The 14,850-nt window shown below is 60.9% G+C and carries 10 protein-coding genes; all 10 read left to right on the top strand.

Translation table 11 applies throughout. The annotated features are described in order from the left end of the window. Nucleotides 1–4: 4 nt before the first annotated feature. The gene (locus AC6CIA_RS00720; RefSeq protein WP_498310169.1) at nucleotides 5–1,156 is read left to right on the top strand and encodes an acyl-CoA dehydrogenase family protein; all 1,152 of its coding nucleotides are present in this window, start codon (nucleotides 5–7) and stop codon (nucleotides 1,154–1,156) included. 168 nt (nucleotides 1,157–1,324) lie between these two features. Next, on the top strand, nucleotides 1,325–3,319 hold the full coding sequence (locus AC6CIA_RS00715) for a methyl-accepting chemotaxis protein (RefSeq protein WP_498310168.1): 1,995 nt from the start codon (nucleotides 1,325–1,327) through the stop codon (nucleotides 3,317–3,319). 77 nt (nucleotides 3,320–3,396) lie between these two features. Further along, nucleotides 3,397–3,846, top strand: a complete 450-nt coding sequence (locus AC6CIA_RS00710) for an SRPBCC family protein (protein WP_498310167.1) — start codon at nucleotides 3,397–3,399, stop codon at nucleotides 3,844–3,846. A 174-nt stretch (nucleotides 3,847–4,020) separates the two neighbouring features. Then, a complete protein-coding gene (locus tag AC6CIA_RS00705) occupies nucleotides 4,021–4,467 on the top strand; it encodes a DUF411 domain-containing protein (protein WP_498310166.1) in 447 nt (148 codons plus the stop codon). Nucleotides 4,468–4,470: 3 nt separating this feature from the next. After that, nucleotides 4,471–4,902 carry a YqaA family protein gene (locus AC6CIA_RS00700; protein ID WP_498310165.1) on the top strand — a complete coding sequence of 144 codons (432 nt, stop codon included), beginning with the start codon at nucleotides 4,471–4,473 and terminating at the stop codon, nucleotides 4,900–4,902. 40 nt (nucleotides 4,903–4,942) lie between these two features. Then, entirely contained in the window at nucleotides 4,943–5,956 is a 1,014-nt protein-coding gene (locus AC6CIA_RS00695) for an alpha/beta fold hydrolase (RefSeq protein WP_498310164.1), read from the top strand. Between the two features lie 716 nt (nucleotides 5,957–6,672). Continuing rightward, nucleotides 6,673–8,232 carry a glycogen synthase GlgA gene (gene glgA / locus AC6CIA_RS00690; protein WP_498310163.1) on the top strand — a complete coding sequence of 520 codons (1,560 nt, stop codon included), beginning with the start codon at nucleotides 6,673–6,675 and terminating at the stop codon, nucleotides 8,230–8,232. A 14-nt stretch (nucleotides 8,233–8,246) separates the two neighbouring features. Beyond that, nucleotides 8,247–10,007 (top strand): malto-oligosyltrehalose trehalohydrolase, encoded by a 1,761-nt coding sequence (gene treZ, locus AC6CIA_RS00685; RefSeq protein WP_498310162.1) that lies wholly within the window; start codon nucleotides 8,247–8,249, stop codon nucleotides 10,005–10,007. Continuing rightward, nucleotides 10,004–12,088, top strand: a complete 2,085-nt coding sequence (gene malQ, locus AC6CIA_RS00680; protein ID WP_498310161.1) for a 4-alpha-glucanotransferase — start codon at nucleotides 10,004–10,006, stop codon at nucleotides 12,086–12,088. Before treZ ends, malQ begins: the two co-directional genes overlap by 4 nt. Next, nucleotides 12,085–14,850: a malto-oligosyltrehalose synthase gene (locus tag AC6CIA_RS00675; RefSeq protein WP_498310160.1), complete on the top strand. Its 2,766-nt coding sequence runs from the start codon at nucleotides 12,085–12,087 to the stop codon at nucleotides 14,848–14,850. The genes malQ and AC6CIA_RS00675 overlap by 4 nt, the downstream gene beginning before the upstream one ends.

Genomic DNA, 14,850 nt, shown 5'->3' with positions numbered 1-14,850 from the left:
TGTAATGCAAGACATTGAATTTACAGAAGAACAAATCATGATCCGCGACATGGCCCGTGACTTCGCCCGTGGCGAAATCGCGCCCCATGCCCAAGCCTGGGAAAAAGCCGGCTGGATCGACGATGCCTTGGTGGCAAAGATGGGCGAACTGGGCCTGCTGGGCATGGTGGTGCCGGAGGAATGGGGCGGCACCTATGTTGACTATGTGGCCTACGCGCTGGCCGTGGAAGAAATTTCCGCCGGTGATGGCGCCACGGGCGCATTGATGAGTATCCATAATTCAGTGGGTTGCGGCCCACTCCTCAACTACGGCACACAAACGCAGAAAGAAACCTGGCTGGCCGAACTTGCCAGCGGCCAGGCCATCGGTTGCTTTTGCCTGACCGAACCCCAGGCGGGTTCCGAAGCCCATAACCTGCGGACCCGCGCTGAACTGCGCGACGGCCAGTGGGTGATCAACGGCGCCAAGCAGTTTGTCAGCAATGGCAAGCGGGCCAAATTGGCAATTGTGTTTGCCGTGACCGACCCAGAGCTGGGTAAAAAAGGTCTCTCCGCCTTCCTGGTACCGACCGACACACCGGGCTTCACCGTGGACCGCACGGAGCACAAAATGGGCATCCGCGCCTCGGACACCTGCGCCGTCACCCTCAATCAATGCACGGTACCCGAAGCCAACCTGTTGGGCGAACGCGGCAAGGGCCTGGCGATCGCCTTGTCCAATCTGGAAGGTGGCCGCATCGGGATTGCCGCGCAGGCGCTGGGTATCGCTCGCGCAGCCTTTGAAGCGGCGCTGGCCTATGCCCGTGACCGGGTGCAATTTGACAAGGCAATCATCGAGCACCAAAGCGTTGCCAACCTGCTGGCCGACATGCAGACCCGCCTGAATGCCGCACGCCTGCTGATCCTGCATGCCGCGCGTCTGCGCAGTGCCGGCAAACCCTGCCTGTCGGAAGCCTCCCAGGCCAAGCTGTTCGCTTCCGAGATGGCTGAAAAAGTCTGTTCTTCAGCGATGCAGATCCATGGCGGGTACGGCTACCTGGAGGATTACCCGGTTGAGCGCTACTACCGCGATGCGCGCATCACCCAGATTTATGAAGGCACCAGCGAGATTCAGCGGATGGTGATCGCCAGGGAACTGAAGCACTATCAGATTTAACCCACTGCCATTGAATCGCGGGCGCACAGGTCCGCGATTCAATGCCTGGCTCGGCCCGCGTTTTTTTCTTGCACGATCGTACCTAAAGCTCCTTGCCCCCAAGCCGATACTTTCTACGAAGCTCTTAAAAAGCTGCGTCGATAATAAACGCTTCGCAAGGACCGCCCCATGCCCTCACTACGCTCCATCCAAGCTCGCTACACCTTGTTTCTCGTACTGTTCGTCCTGCTGTTATTCATCTTGACCGTGGTTGGCATCGGCCAACTTGTGGCCCCCAAGTTGCGTCACACCGAAGAACAGGTCGCCCTCAACCGCATTGCCGAAGTGGCCGAACAGATTCAGGGCGAATTGAACAAGGTCCAGTCTCAGCAACGTAGCATCACCCAGACCATCCCCCTGCTCGACAGCGATGCCATCGACAAGGTCCTGCCGGGGCTGGTGGATCAGTACGGCGAACAGAAGGTATTTGGTGGCGGCATCTGGCCCCTGCCCGACCAGCGCACCCCGGGGCGAAATAAACACAGTACGTTCTGGCACCGCGATGCCTCGGGCAAGCTGATAGTCAATACTTTCTGGAACAGCGACGCGGCCCCCAACTATTACGACCAGACCTGGTACAAGGGCGGCCTGCAATCGCCCGCGGGCCAGTGTGCCTGGGCTGCGGCTTACAAGGATGACGCCAGCGCCCAGCCACGCACCAATTGCGCCATGGCCATTGCGCGCGATGGCGTGCCTTACGGCGTCGCCACCATTGATGTGACGCTGGGATTCTTCAACGACCTGGTGGCCAGCAAAGAGAACGACATCGGCGGGCAGATGCTGATCGTCGAGGGTGACGGCAAAATCATTAGCAACAGCTCGCGGATCAGCGGCCCGCTGGTGTTGAAAAACATCAGCGAACTGACGGCCACCTCGGCTTTCGCCGCGCAGGTCAGCGCCGGACTGGCCCATCGTGATCAACCGTTGCAACGCAGTGAATTCGATAATCAAGGCGTAGCCAGCACGTTTTTCATGCGCCCCATTGAAGGCACGCCCTGGTTCCTGGCCACCGCCCTGCCCACCTCACTGATCACCGCCCAGCGCGATGATGTGCTGGGAACCCTGAGCTTGCTGCAAATCCCCATGGTCTTGTTGCTGGTGCTGCTGCAGGTCTACGCCATCCGTCAGTTGGTGCAGCGGATGAAAGCCCTGAAGACCAACATTGACGCGCTGTCTACGGGGGATGCCGACCTGACCCGACGGATCACCATCCGCGCCGAAGATGAGCTGGGCGCCATCGGGCATTCAGTCAATCGTTTTATCGTCTACCTGCAAAACATGATCGGTGAAGTGACCCAGGCCACGGGGGCCATGTCCTCGAGCCTGGCGCAATTGCAGCAGGCCTCGGTCCAGACCAATCAGATCCTGGTGCGCCACGCCTCGGAGACCGATCAGACCGTGACCGCTATCAACGAGATGAGCTCGACCGCGGATACGGTGGCTGAAAACGCCGCCGAGACCGCTGCCTTCACTCAGCGCGCCAATGAACACGCTGACCGTTCGCGGCTGGTGGTGGATGAGGCCTCGCGCAGTGTCGGAGCCCTGATCGGTGAAGTGTCCAGTGCCACCCAGACCGTGGAAAACATGCGCCAGGACGCCCAGCGCATCACTGAAACCCTGGACGTGATAGGCGCGATCGCCGGCCAGACCAACCTGTTGGCACTTAACGCAGCGATTGAAGCGGCGCGGGCCGGCGAGCAGGGACGAGGCTTTGCGGTGGTTGCCGATGAAGTGCGCGCCCTCGCCGCCCGGACCCAGGCCAGTACCTCGCAAATCAATGAAATGCTCGGCCGCCTGACGCTGGGGGTCAGTTCTTCGGTGACCGCGATGGAAAACACCCAAGTCAGTTGTCAGTCAGCGGCGGACGCCACGGCGAGGGTCAACACGGGGCTGGATGAGATGGCCGGTTCGGTCAGCCACATCAATAACCTCAGCACCCAGATCGCCACCGCGGCCGAGCAACAAAGTGCAGTGACCGAAGAGATCAATCGCAGCATGGTGCAGATCCGACAGATGGTCGACGAGCTGGTCCAAAGCGGTCAAGCCGCCGAGCACAACACTCACACCCTGGTGGAGGCCAACGGCCAAGTGATTGCCCTGATGAGCCGCTTCAAGGTTCGCTGAAGATACCCGGCCGACTCCCGTGCGTTGTGCGGGAGTCGGTCTATCCTGAAAGTTCCTAGCCGTACAGGAGGTGTGTCATGAATTCAGTTGAGCACCCGGTTCGCCTTGAGCGGATCAGCCAGGAACGCTATATCCAGGCCCCTATAGAAGCCGTCTACGACTATGTGACCCAGCCGGATCGCTGGCATGAGTGGCATCCGACGTCCCTGAGTGCCGAGACCGGTACGACGGGCCCACTGGCTGCTGGACAGCGGTTCACCGAAATAATCGACTTGCTGGGCGTACGCGTGCCCATGAGTCACCGGGTGCAAGTCGCGGTTGCGCCACGGGAGTTCCGGGCGGTGTTCACCTCGCTGGCCGTCGATGGCAGCATTCACTATCTGCTCCAGTCACAGGGCAGCGGCACGCTGTTCCAGCGGATCCTGACTTATGAGACCGAGCTGCAACTCACCAGCTTGCACACGCGCATGATTGAGCTATCGAATCAGGCGCTGGATCGTCTCAAGCAGCGTCTGGAAACGTCCTGACCTGACAGCATTGTCATCTCCACCTCAGTTTCTCGACAGTCGCCAGGGGCTAGGCTGCACGGGTTTTGGGACTGTCCACTCTCGTATAATTTCGAAACAAAACCTCCTCACCGATAGCCCAAAAGCGCGGAGAATGCGTGCTCTCTGCAGTGTCCGTAATGGATGGAAATCCCTATGAAAAACCCTCTGCGCCTGACTTTCCTGTCAGCCCTGTTCATCAGCTCGCTGGCCCAGGCCGCCGACTTGATCCCAATTGATGTGCACCGTGATGCCAATTGCGGTTGCTGCAAACAGTGGATCAGTCATTTGGAAAACAACGGATTCAAGGTCAACGACCATGTTGAAGCGGACATGAGCGTGGTCAAGCAACGCCTGGGCGTTGTCCCGCGGCTGGCCTCCTGCCATACCGCGGTGATTGACGGCAAGTTCGTCGAAGGCCACGTTCCGGCCGACCAGGTATTGGCCCTGCGCAAGCGCGATGACCTGCTGGGCGTCGCCGCGCCCGGCATGCCGATGGGCTCGCCCGGGATGGAAATGGACGGCATGAGTGAGGCTTATCAAGTCATTGGCTTGACCCGGGACGGCAAAGACGTCGTGGTGGCTGATTATCCGGCTCACTGATTGATGTGGGCCGGTTACGCGGGACTGTTTATCAGCGCTTTTGGCGCGGCAACCCTGTTGCCATTGCAATCGGAGACGGTGCTGGTGGCCCTGCTGCTCAGCGGCGACTATTCACTGGGATGGTTGCTTGCGATCGCGACGCTGGGCAATGTCCTTGGTTCACTGGTCAATTGGCTGTTGGGCCGCTCCGTCGAGCACTTCAAGGAGCGCCGCTGGTTTCCGCTCAGGGCAACGCAGCTGGAAAAGGTCCGCGGTCATTATCAGCGTTGGGGGCATTGGTCGTTATGGCTCAGTTGGATGCCCGTCATCGGTGACCCGCTCACATTGGTGGCGGGGGTGATGCGTGAACCGTTGTGGCGCTTTCTGCTGATCGTCAGTCTGGCCAAGGCCGCCCGTTATGCCGTGCTGGCAATGTTGACCCTGCAGTGGATCTAATCCCACACCGTCTACCATCAACCCTCTCCGGAGCCTTCCGATGCCTCTAGCTCGCACGTTTTACCTCACCGGCCTGCTGGCCACCCTAGCCTTTCCCACCCTTGCCGACACCGCAAGCCCCACCTACGGCCCCGAGTTGCAAGGTTTTCAATACCCCTATCCGGTTGAACATTTCAACTTCCAGTCCCAGGGCAAATCCTTGCAGATGGGTTATATGGATGTGCCTGCCAAGGGCAAAGCCAACGGTCGCAACGTGGTGCTGATGCACGGCAAGAACTTCTGCGGCGCTACCTGGGACGCCTCGATCAAGGCCTTGAGCGAGGCCGGTTACCGCGTCATCACGCCCGACCAGATTGGTTTTTGCACCTCCAGCAAGCCCGATCATTATCAATACAGTTTCCAGCAACTGGCGCTCAACACGCACCAACTGCTGGAAAAACTCGGCATTCAAAAGGCCACGATTCTCGGCCATTCCACCGGAGGCATGCTCGCCACTCGCTACGCCCTGCTCTATCCACATCAGACGGAACAACTGGTGATGGTCAACCCCATCGGCCTGGAGGACTGGAAAGCCTTGGGCGTGCCTTATCGCACCGTGGACCAGTGGTATGCGCGCGAGTTGAAGATGACGGCCGAAGGTGCGCGCAACTACCAGCGCAAGACTTACTACGGGGGCCGCTGGAAACCCGAGTACGAGCGCTGGATCGAGATGCTGGTGGGCATGAACAAAGGGCCTGGACAGAAACAGGTCGCGTGGAACTCGGCACTGATCTACGACATGATCTTCACCCAGCCGGTGTACTACGAGTTCAAGGACTTGCAGGTCCCGACCCTGTTGCTGATTGGCACCAGCGATACCACCGCGATCAACAGCGACATTGCATCGCCGGAGATCAAGGCGAAAGTCGGACATTACGACGTCTTGGGCAAGCAGGTGGCCAAGCTGATTCCCCGTTCCACGCTGGTGGAATTCCCCGGCCTGGGTCATGCACCCCAGATGGAAGAGCCGGCACAGTTCCACCAGACGTTGCTGCGAGAACTGCAAAAGCTCTAAACCTATAGCGAGGAGCTGCTAGCGCAACGGCTGGCTCCCCAAAAAACTGTAGGAACGAGCTTGTTCGCGAAAAACCTCAACGATAACGCGTGCGTCCTGGATAAACGCGGCGCCTATGAGTGTTTCGCGAGCAAGCTCGCTCCTACATAGAAGGTCTAAAATTACAATAATCCACTTTACATTAACAATGTAACTTACTGGCTATAAACATTTTTTATCTCTTGATAAATCACTTTAACTGTCGCATCGCTATCGCGACGCACCCTTTTCGGGCACGGGTCGTACGTTGCCCTGCCGTCAAGCATCGACTCTCGGCGGCGGGCCCTGATAAAGAGCGACGAAACGGCGGGTCCAGCCCCAGCGCTCGCGTTTTGCGCTGTCGCTTCCCTTTCAGCATAAATTTTTTGTCCTACAAAAAATTCCCACACGCCTTACGGGGTCTGGTATCTGGCCTAGACTGATGACCGATGGGTCTCCTTCAGAACAAAAACCCCGCAAAAAATCTAAACTTTCCACATCTGTCACAGGTCAGGTTTAGGGTGAGAAGCGCGCTGACGGCCCACGTCGACGCCCGTCTATCCACTCAATTTATGACACCAGCGCAACTGGCATAAGGCTTGCGAGTCTGTGTAGCGCTTGTACGCCTGGCCGCAGGATGCTGCCAATCTTCGCTGATGGCGTCAGGTCATCCGCTGAACAATACATGGGAGAGAACTATGATCAGTGCCGCTATAGATACTCAGGGAGAGCGTTTTAGTCAGCCGGTGAGCGGGCCAACGTCGTTGGCTGAACTTTCCGGCACAACGCGGCCGGTATCGTCTCAAAAACCCAATCGTAAAAAAGTACTGTTTGTGACCTCGGAACTGGCCGACCTGGTGAAGACCGGTGGCCTGGGCGATGTGTCCGCCGCCCTGCCCCGCGCCATGGCCCATTTGCACGATGTACGGGTGTTGATCCCCGGTTACCCGCAGGTGCTCGATAGCGACAACCCCATCCATATCATCGGCGAGCTGGGCGGCCATGCCGCGCTGCCGCCTTGCAAGATCGGGCGCATGGACCTCAAGGATGGGTTGGTCATTTATGTCTTGATCTGCCCCGAGCTCTACGAGCGCGAAGGCACGCCTTACGGTGCGAATAATGGGCGTGACTGGCCGGACAACCATATCCGCTTCGCGCGCCTGGGCCTGGCCGCCGCCGATATTGCCGCCAATCTGGCGCACATCCACTGGCGCCCTGACCTGGTGCACGCCCATGACTGGCCCGCGGGCCTGGCACCCGCGTATATGCACTGGCGTGGTTCACGCACGCCGACGTTATTTACCATTCACAACCTTGCCTACCAGGGTGTGATCAGTCTGGCGTCGTGCCCCGAACTTGGCATTCCCGAGCACGCCTTGCAGCAGGAAGGCATGGAGTTCTACGGCAAGATGTCGTTCCTCAAGGCTGGCATGGCCTATTCCAGCCATATCACCACGGTCAGCGCCACCTATGCGCGTGAAATCACCACCCCCGAATTTGGCTGCGGCCTGGATGGTTTTCTCGCCAGCAAGACTCAGCAAGGTCTGCTCAGTGGCATTCCCAACGGCATAGATGAAAGCTGGGAATCGTCGACTGACCCCCATCTGGAACACCCTTTCAACATCGGTGACTGGGAAGGCAAGGCCGTCAACGCCGCCCAGGTGCGCGAGTTGTTTGGCCTTGAGCCCTCCACGGGCCCGCTGTTTGCCGTGGTGTCGCGCCTGGTGTACCAGAAAGGCCTGGACCTGACCGAGGCGGTGTCGAGTTATATCGTCGAAAACGGCGGTCAGATTGCGATCATCGGCCGTGGCGAGCCTGAAGAAGAGCAATCGATGCGCGCCCTGGCCCTGCGTTTTCCCGGCCGCATCGGCGTACGCATTGGCTTCAACGAAACCGATGCGCGTCGGATGTTCGCCGGCAGCGACTTTTTGCTGATGCCGTCGCGCTACGAGCCTTGCGGCTTGAGCCAGATGTACGCCCAGCGTTTTGGTTCGCTGCCGGTGGCGCGCAATACCGGAGGTTTGGCTGACACCATTGAGGATGGCGTCACCGGCTTCCTGTTCAACGAATCCACGGTGCCCAGCTACGAAGCCGCCTTGGCCCGGGCGTTCAAGGTGTTCGCCTTCCCCGGTCTGTTGAACGCCATGCGTTGCCGGGCCATGAGCGCACCGTTCAACTGGAGCCAGGCAGTCGAACCCTATGCCGAACTGTATGAGCACCTGGTAGCGAAAGCACAGGTAAAAACAGGAAAAAACTGACGAGGTCACACTTAATGCCGTTACGGACTCTGGAAACATGGCCCCACGGCGCGAGGATGCTGGACGCGAAACATACCCGTTTCGCTTTGTGGGCGCCTGATGCATTTTATGTCAGCGTGGAATTGGAAGATGGAAGCTCGTCGGCCATGCTGTCCCAGGCGGATGGCTGGTTTGTTGTCGAATTACAGTGCCCGGCGGGCACACGTTACCGCTACAACATCGATGGCGAACGCGATGTGCCGGACCCGGCGTCGAGAGCACAGGCGCTCGACGTGCATGGCTGGAGCCTGGTAGTCGATCCGCTTGCCTATCAATGGCGCCATCGCAACTGGCAAGGCCGTCCCTGGCATCAGGCGGTGATCTACGAATTGCATGTCGGTGCGCTGGGCGGTTACGCCGAGGTCGAAAAACACCTGCCGCGCTTGGCCGAACTGGGTATCACCGCGATTGAACTGATGCCCCTGGCGCAGTTTCCCGGCGAACGAAATTGGGGCTATGACGGGGTCTTGCCCTATGCGCCGCAATCCACCTACGGTTCCCCCGAACAACTCAAGCAACTGATCGATCGCGCCCATGAGCACGGCCTCGCCGTTATCCTGGATGTGGTCTACAACCACTTCGGCCCCGACGGCAATTACCTGGGCCAGTACGCCAAAGGTTTTTTCCGCGAAGACGTGCATACGCCGTGGGGCGCCGGGATCGACTTTGATCGCCGCGAGGTGCGCGACTTTTTCCTCGATAACGCGCTGATGTGGCTGCTTGAATACCGCTTCGACGGCCTGCGCCTGGATGCCGTGCATGCCATCGACAACCCCGACTTCCTCAAGGAGCTGGCACATCGCGTGCGCCAGCAGGTCGATCCTGCGCGGCATGTCTGGCTGGTGCTGGAGAATGAATTCAACCAGGCCAACCTGCTGGAGCAGGATTTCGACGCCCAGTGGAACGACGATGGCCACAATGCCCTGCACGTGCTGCTGACCGGCGAAACAGATGCCTATTACAGCGATTTTGCCGAAGACACCACCGCCAAGCTGGCACGTTGCCTGAGCGAAGGTTTCATCTATCAGGGACACGCCACGCGCCACGGTCACACGCGCGGCGAGCGCAGCGGGCATCTGCCGCCGAGTGCCTTCGTGCTGTTTTTGCAGAACCATGACCAGATCGGCAATCGCGCCCTGGGCGAGCGCCTGCACCAACTCTGCACGCCCGAGGCATTGCGGGCAGCGACCGCCCTGCTACTGCTGTCGCCGATGATCCCCCTGATGTTCATGGGCGACGAAGTCAACGCCAGCGAGCCTTTCCTGTTCTTCACCGATCACCACGGCGAACTGGCCGAGGCAGTGCGCGAAGGCCGGCGCAACGAGTTCGCTGAGTTTGCCGCGTTCCAGGATGCCGAGCGACGCGAGCGAATTCCGGATCCCAACGCCGAGTCGACGTTCCACCAGTCGATACCGAGCTTTACCGAGAACCAGCACACCCGGCTCTACCGGCAACTGCTGAGCCTGCGCCAGCGCCACATCGTGCCGCACTTGCCGGGCTGCATGGCGCTGGGGGCGCAGGTACTGGGCCAGGGCGCGGTGTCGGCGCGCTGGCGCCTGGGCAATGGCGAGGTGTTGCAGATCGACCTGAACCTCAGCCAGGCCCGCTTCGAGCACCCGGCCGGCGCGCACATCCTGTTTGCCAGCGCTCCTGACGATGCCTTGCTCGCGCCTTTCTGCGCCCGCGTCAGCTTGACGCCGGGCGACACCTCATCACCTGTTGGAGAGCACTCTTGAGCGACGCGCAATTGGAAATACTGGCCAGCCGCGCCGGGCTGGCGGTCGATTGGATCGACGCGAACGGCCGTATGCAACATGTCAGTCCCGACGCTCTGCGCGCCGTCCTGAAAGGCCTGGGCCATCCCGCCGACAGCGATGAAGCCATCGCCGCCAGCCTGAAAGACCTGGAGCAAGCGCAGCAAGACAAGCACCTGCCCCCCTTGCTTACCCTGGATGCCGGTATGTCTCTGGACCTGGCGCGGTATTTCGCGCCGGGCACGCCTTGCCGGATCGACCTGGAAGATGGCAAGGCCCTGACCCTGGAACTGAACGCCGAGGCGGCGCTCGCGGGTGATCTTCCCGTGGGGTACCACCTCGTACACATCGCCGAGCAACAGTTCACGCTAGCCGTGGCGCCGAGTCGTTGCTATAGCGTCGCTGACGCCGTTGACAGCCAGAACGCTCGGGCCTGGGGCCTGAGCGCCCAGTTATATGCCCTGCGCCGCAGCGGTGATGGCGGTTTCGGTGATACCCAAGCCCTGGAACAACTGGCCCGCGCGGCCGCTGAGCGTGGCGCCGATGCCCTGGCGATCAGCCCGATGCACGCGATGTTCAGCGCCGACACCGAGCGCTACAGCCCTTACTCGCCCTCCAGTCGCCTGTTCCTTAACAGTCTGTATGCCTCGCCGGGTTGTATCCTGGGTGAACGGGCATTGCGCGACGCGATCGAAAGCAGTGGGCTGGCGGACGAGTTGCAAGAACTCGAGCAGCAAAGCCTGATCGACTGGCCTGCCGCGGCCAAGACCAAGCTACGTCTGTTGCGTGCGCTGTTCGATGACTTTCGCGCCGGGGAGCACCCACAACACGCCGACTTCCTGAGTTTTCGCCAGGCCGGCGGTGAAGCCTTGGAAAACCACTGCCGCTTCGAAGCGATACAGGCCCGGCACGCCGCCAACGGCGAAAGCCTCGACTGGCGCGATTGGCCGCAAGCGTGGCGCGACCCCAGCAGCCCGGAGTTGGCGCAGTTTGCCCGCGAGCAGGCTGAAGAAATTGCCTTCTACGCCTTCAACCAATGGCTGATCGCCCGCTGCCTGGAGCGCGCGCAACAAGCAGCGCGCGGCGGCGGCATGGGCGTGGGGTTGATTGCCGATCTGGCCGTCGGCGCGGATGGCGCCGGCAGTCAGGCCTGGAGTCGCCAGGATGAGTTGCTGGCTGAGCTGACCGTGGGCGCGCCGCCGGACATTCTCAACCGTTCCGGGCAAGGCTGGGGGATTTCCGCGTTCTCCCCCGAAGGCCTCAAGCGCCATGGCTTTCGGGCCTTTATTGAAATGCTGCGGGCCAACTTCGCGCATGCCGGCGGCTTGCGCATCGACCATGTCATGGGCCTGCAGCGGCTGTGGGTGATCCCCAAGGACGCCTCGCCCAAGGACGGTGCCTATTTGTATTACCCGGTAGACGACCTGCTGCGACTGTTGGCCCTGGAGTCCAGCCGGCATCAGGCCATCGTCCTCGGTGAGGACCTGGGCACCGTGCCCGACGGTCTGCGCGACAAGCTGATCGCCCGCTCGATGCTCGGTATGCGCGTGCTGTTGTTCGAACAAGATCATGCAGGCCAGTTCACGCCGATCCTCGATTGGCCCGACAACGCCCTGGCCACCAGCAGTACCCATGATTTACCCACACTCAATGGCTGGTGGCACAGCCGTGACATCGACTGGAATATTCAACTCGGGCTCATCGATGCGCCGACAGTCGAGCAATGGAGCGAGCATCGTTTGCGTGAGCGTCAGGCGCTGCGCCAGGCCTTGAGCCAGGACCCGCAGAACTTCAGTGATGAAATCCGCAACGAAACCGACCACATGATCGACGCCAGCGTGCGGTACCTGGGCCACACCCGCGCACCGCTGGTGCTGTTGCCCCTGGAAGATGCCCTGGGCATTGAAGAGCAAGCCAATCTGCCCGGCACCACCGACACCCATCCCAACTGGCGCCGGCGTTTGCCGGGCGATGCCGCGACCTTGCTCGACGATGAAAACGCCGCCCGGCGTCTTGAATTGCTGGCTGTCGCCCGCCAACAAGCCAGTGAGCGTGACCGATGAACGCACCACCTCTGCGCGCCACCCAGCGCCTGCAATTTCATAAAGGCTTTACCCTCGACGATGCGGTGCCGCTGGTGCCCTACTTCGCCGCACTTGGCATCAGTCATGTGTACGCCTCGCCGCTGTTGCGCGCCCGCGCCGGCTCCATGCATGGCTACGATGTTGTCGATCCGACCACCGTCAATCCTGAATTGGGCGGTGAACCCGCGTTGCGTCGGCTGGTCGAGGCGCTGCGCCAGCACGACATGGGGCTGATCCTCGATATCGTCTCCAACCACATGGCCGTCGGTGGCAGCGACAACCCTTGGTGGCTGGACTTGCTGGAGTGGGGACGCCTGAGCCCCTACAGCGAGTTCTTCGATATTCAATGGCATTCACCCGACCCGTTGCTCAAGGGCCAATTGCTGATGCCTTTTCTGGGCAGCGATTACGGCGAGGCCTTGCAAAACGGCGCCCTGCCCCTGCGCTTCGATGCCCAGCACGGCAGTTTTTTTGTCGAACACTATGAACACCGCTTCCCGATCTGCCCCGGCGACTATGGCGACATCCTGCGCGCCGAGCCTGCTCTCAAAGACCTGGCCGACCGTTTCAGCGCCCTGGCCTATCAAGCCGATGCCTATGTCCAGGCGCTGGCGCTGAAGCAAGCGTTGGCCGAGCACGCCAGCGATCCGGCGGTGCGCGGCGCTATCGAGGCCAGTCTGGCACTGTTCGATTCGCGGCAACCCGAAGGTTTTGCGCGTTTGCATCAATTGCTGGAGCAACAAAGCTACCGCCTGGCCAGCTGGCGTACAGCGGCGGATGACATCAACTGGCGACGCTTTTTCGACGTCAATGAGCTGGGCGGTCTGCGGGTCGAGCGAGCCGCGGTGTTCGAAGCGACCCACGGCAAGATCTTCCAATTGATCAGCGAAGGTTTGATCGATGGCCTGCGCATCGACCATATCGACGGCCTCGCCGATCCGCGCGGTTACTGCCGCAAGCTGCGGCGCCGGGTTGACGCGCTGTCGCCCCAGCGGCACCTGCCGATCTTCGTGGAGAAAATCCTCGGCGAAGGCGAAACGTTGCGTGAAGACTGGAACGTGGACGGCACCACCGGCTACGAGTTCATGAACCAACTGTCGCTGTTGCAACATGACCCGCAGGGCTTTGAACCCTTGGCGCAACTCTGGTCCAGCCAGACCGAGCGCCCGTCGGGGTTTATCGAAGAGGCCTGGCTGGCCCGCCAGCAAATTCTCAACGGCTCCCTCGCGGGTGACTTTGAAAGTGTCGCTCAAGCGTTACTGCAGGTGGCCCGTGACGACGTGATGAGTCGCGACCTGACCCTGGGCGCGATTCGTCGCGCCTTGCAGGCGCTCATCGTGCATTTCCCGGTGTATCGCACCTATATCAGTGCCTTGGGTCGCAGCGAGCGTGACGACAGGTTTTTCCTGCAAGCCCTGGCCGGTGCCCGCGGCACCTTGAGCGAAGGCGACTGGCCGGTGCTCGATTGCCTGGAACGATGGCTCGGCGGCCAGCCCTGGCGTGAGCGTGCGGTGGGACGCGAACGCAAGATGCTCAAGCATGCGTGCGTGCGTTTCCAGCAACTGACGTCCCCGGCCGCCGCCAAGGCCGTGGAAGACACCGCGTTCTATCGCTCGGCGGTGTTGCTGTCGCGCAACGACGTGGGGTTCAACACCGAACAGTTCAGTGCGCCCCTGGCGGATTTTCACGCGGTTAATCAGCAACGCTTGCACACCTTCCCGGACAACCTGCTGGCCAGCGCCACCCACGACCACAAGCGCGGTGAGGACAGTCGCGCGCGCCTGGCGGTGCTCAGCGAGTGTGCCAGCTGGTACGCCGAGCAAGTCACCCATTGGCGGACCCTGGCGGCGCCCTTGCGCAGCGATCCGGCCGCACCGTCGGCAGGCGATGAGCTGATTCTCTATCAGGTCTTGCTGGGCAGTTGGCCGCTCGACCTGGATCTCGACGCCGGCGCCCGTGGCGAGTATCACCAGCGACTCTGGCAATGGCAGCAAAAGGCCTTGCGCGAGGCCAAGTTGCACAGCAGTTGGAGCGCGCCCAACGAGGTTTACGAGCAGGCTGTCGAGGCGTTCCTCGGCCGCTTGTTGCTCGACGACTCAGGGACGGCGCTGCGCACTGCGCTGGGACGCGCCGCCCACGCCATCGCACCCGCCGGCGCCCTGAACGGGCTGGCGCAATCCTTGCTGCGGATCAGCGTGCCAGGCGTTCCGGACCTGTACCAGGGCGCCGAGTTCTGGGACTTGAGCCTGGTGGATCCGGACAACCGTCGGCCGGTGGACTTCAATGCCCGGCAACGTGCCTTGCAAGCGCCGGGCGAAATTGAGGCCTTGCTTGAACATTGGCGTGACGGGCACCTCAAGCAGGCCTTGATCAGCGAGGCGTTGAACCTGCGCAAAGCCCATCCGGCGCTGTTCGCCAAAGGCACGTATGAACCGCTCGAGGTGGTGGGCAAATACGCCGAGCGGGTCGTCGCCTTTTGCCGCGAATATCAGGGCAAAAGACTGTTGGTGATCGTGCCGCGCTGGTCCCATGGATTGCTTGAAAACAGCGCATACCCACGGATTGACGCGCAAGTCTGGGGCGATACCCGGATCCAACTGCCGTTCGCCGCCGCGATGCAAAACTGGAAGGGACTTTTGCGAACCGACGCAGTCACACCCAACAAGGAGCTAATGGTCAGTGCGGCCCTGGGCGTTGTCCCGGTGAATATCTTGATTAATCCTGATGACCAAAAAAGCTGA

This window comes from Pseudomonas sp. GQ91 (assembly GCF_059758795.1).
The sequence above is the reverse complement of the archived record's forward strand: the minus strand, read 5'-3'. Positions and strand labels throughout refer to the sequence as shown.

Coding starts and splice junctions, on each gene's coding strand:
- AC6CIA_RS00695 (WP_498310164.1), top strand. CDS start 4,943: ATGCCTCTAGCTCGCACGTTTTACCTCACCGGCCTGCTGGCCACCCTA.
- AC6CIA_RS00700 (WP_498310165.1), top strand. CDS start 4,471: ATGTGGGCCGGTTACGCGGGACTGTTTATCAGCGCTTTTGGCGCGGCA.
- AC6CIA_RS00720 (WP_498310169.1), top strand. CDS start 5: ATGCAAGACATTGAATTTACAGAAGAACAAATCATGATCCGCGACATG.
- AC6CIA_RS00710 (WP_498310167.1), top strand. CDS start 3,397: ATGAATTCAGTTGAGCACCCGGTTCGCCTTGAGCGGATCAGCCAGGAA.
- AC6CIA_RS00675 (WP_498310160.1), top strand. CDS start 12,085: ATGAACGCACCACCTCTGCGCGCCACCCAGCGCCTGCAATTTCATAAA.
- glgA (WP_498310163.1), top strand. CDS start 6,673: ATGATCAGTGCCGCTATAGATACTCAGGGAGAGCGTTTTAGTCAGCCG.
- AC6CIA_RS00715 (WP_498310168.1), top strand. CDS start 1,325: ATGCCCTCACTACGCTCCATCCAAGCTCGCTACACCTTGTTTCTCGTA.
- treZ (WP_498310162.1), top strand. CDS start 8,247: ATGCCGTTACGGACTCTGGAAACATGGCCCCACGGCGCGAGGATGCTG.
- AC6CIA_RS00705 (WP_498310166.1), top strand. CDS start 4,021: ATGAAAAACCCTCTGCGCCTGACTTTCCTGTCAGCCCTGTTCATCAGC.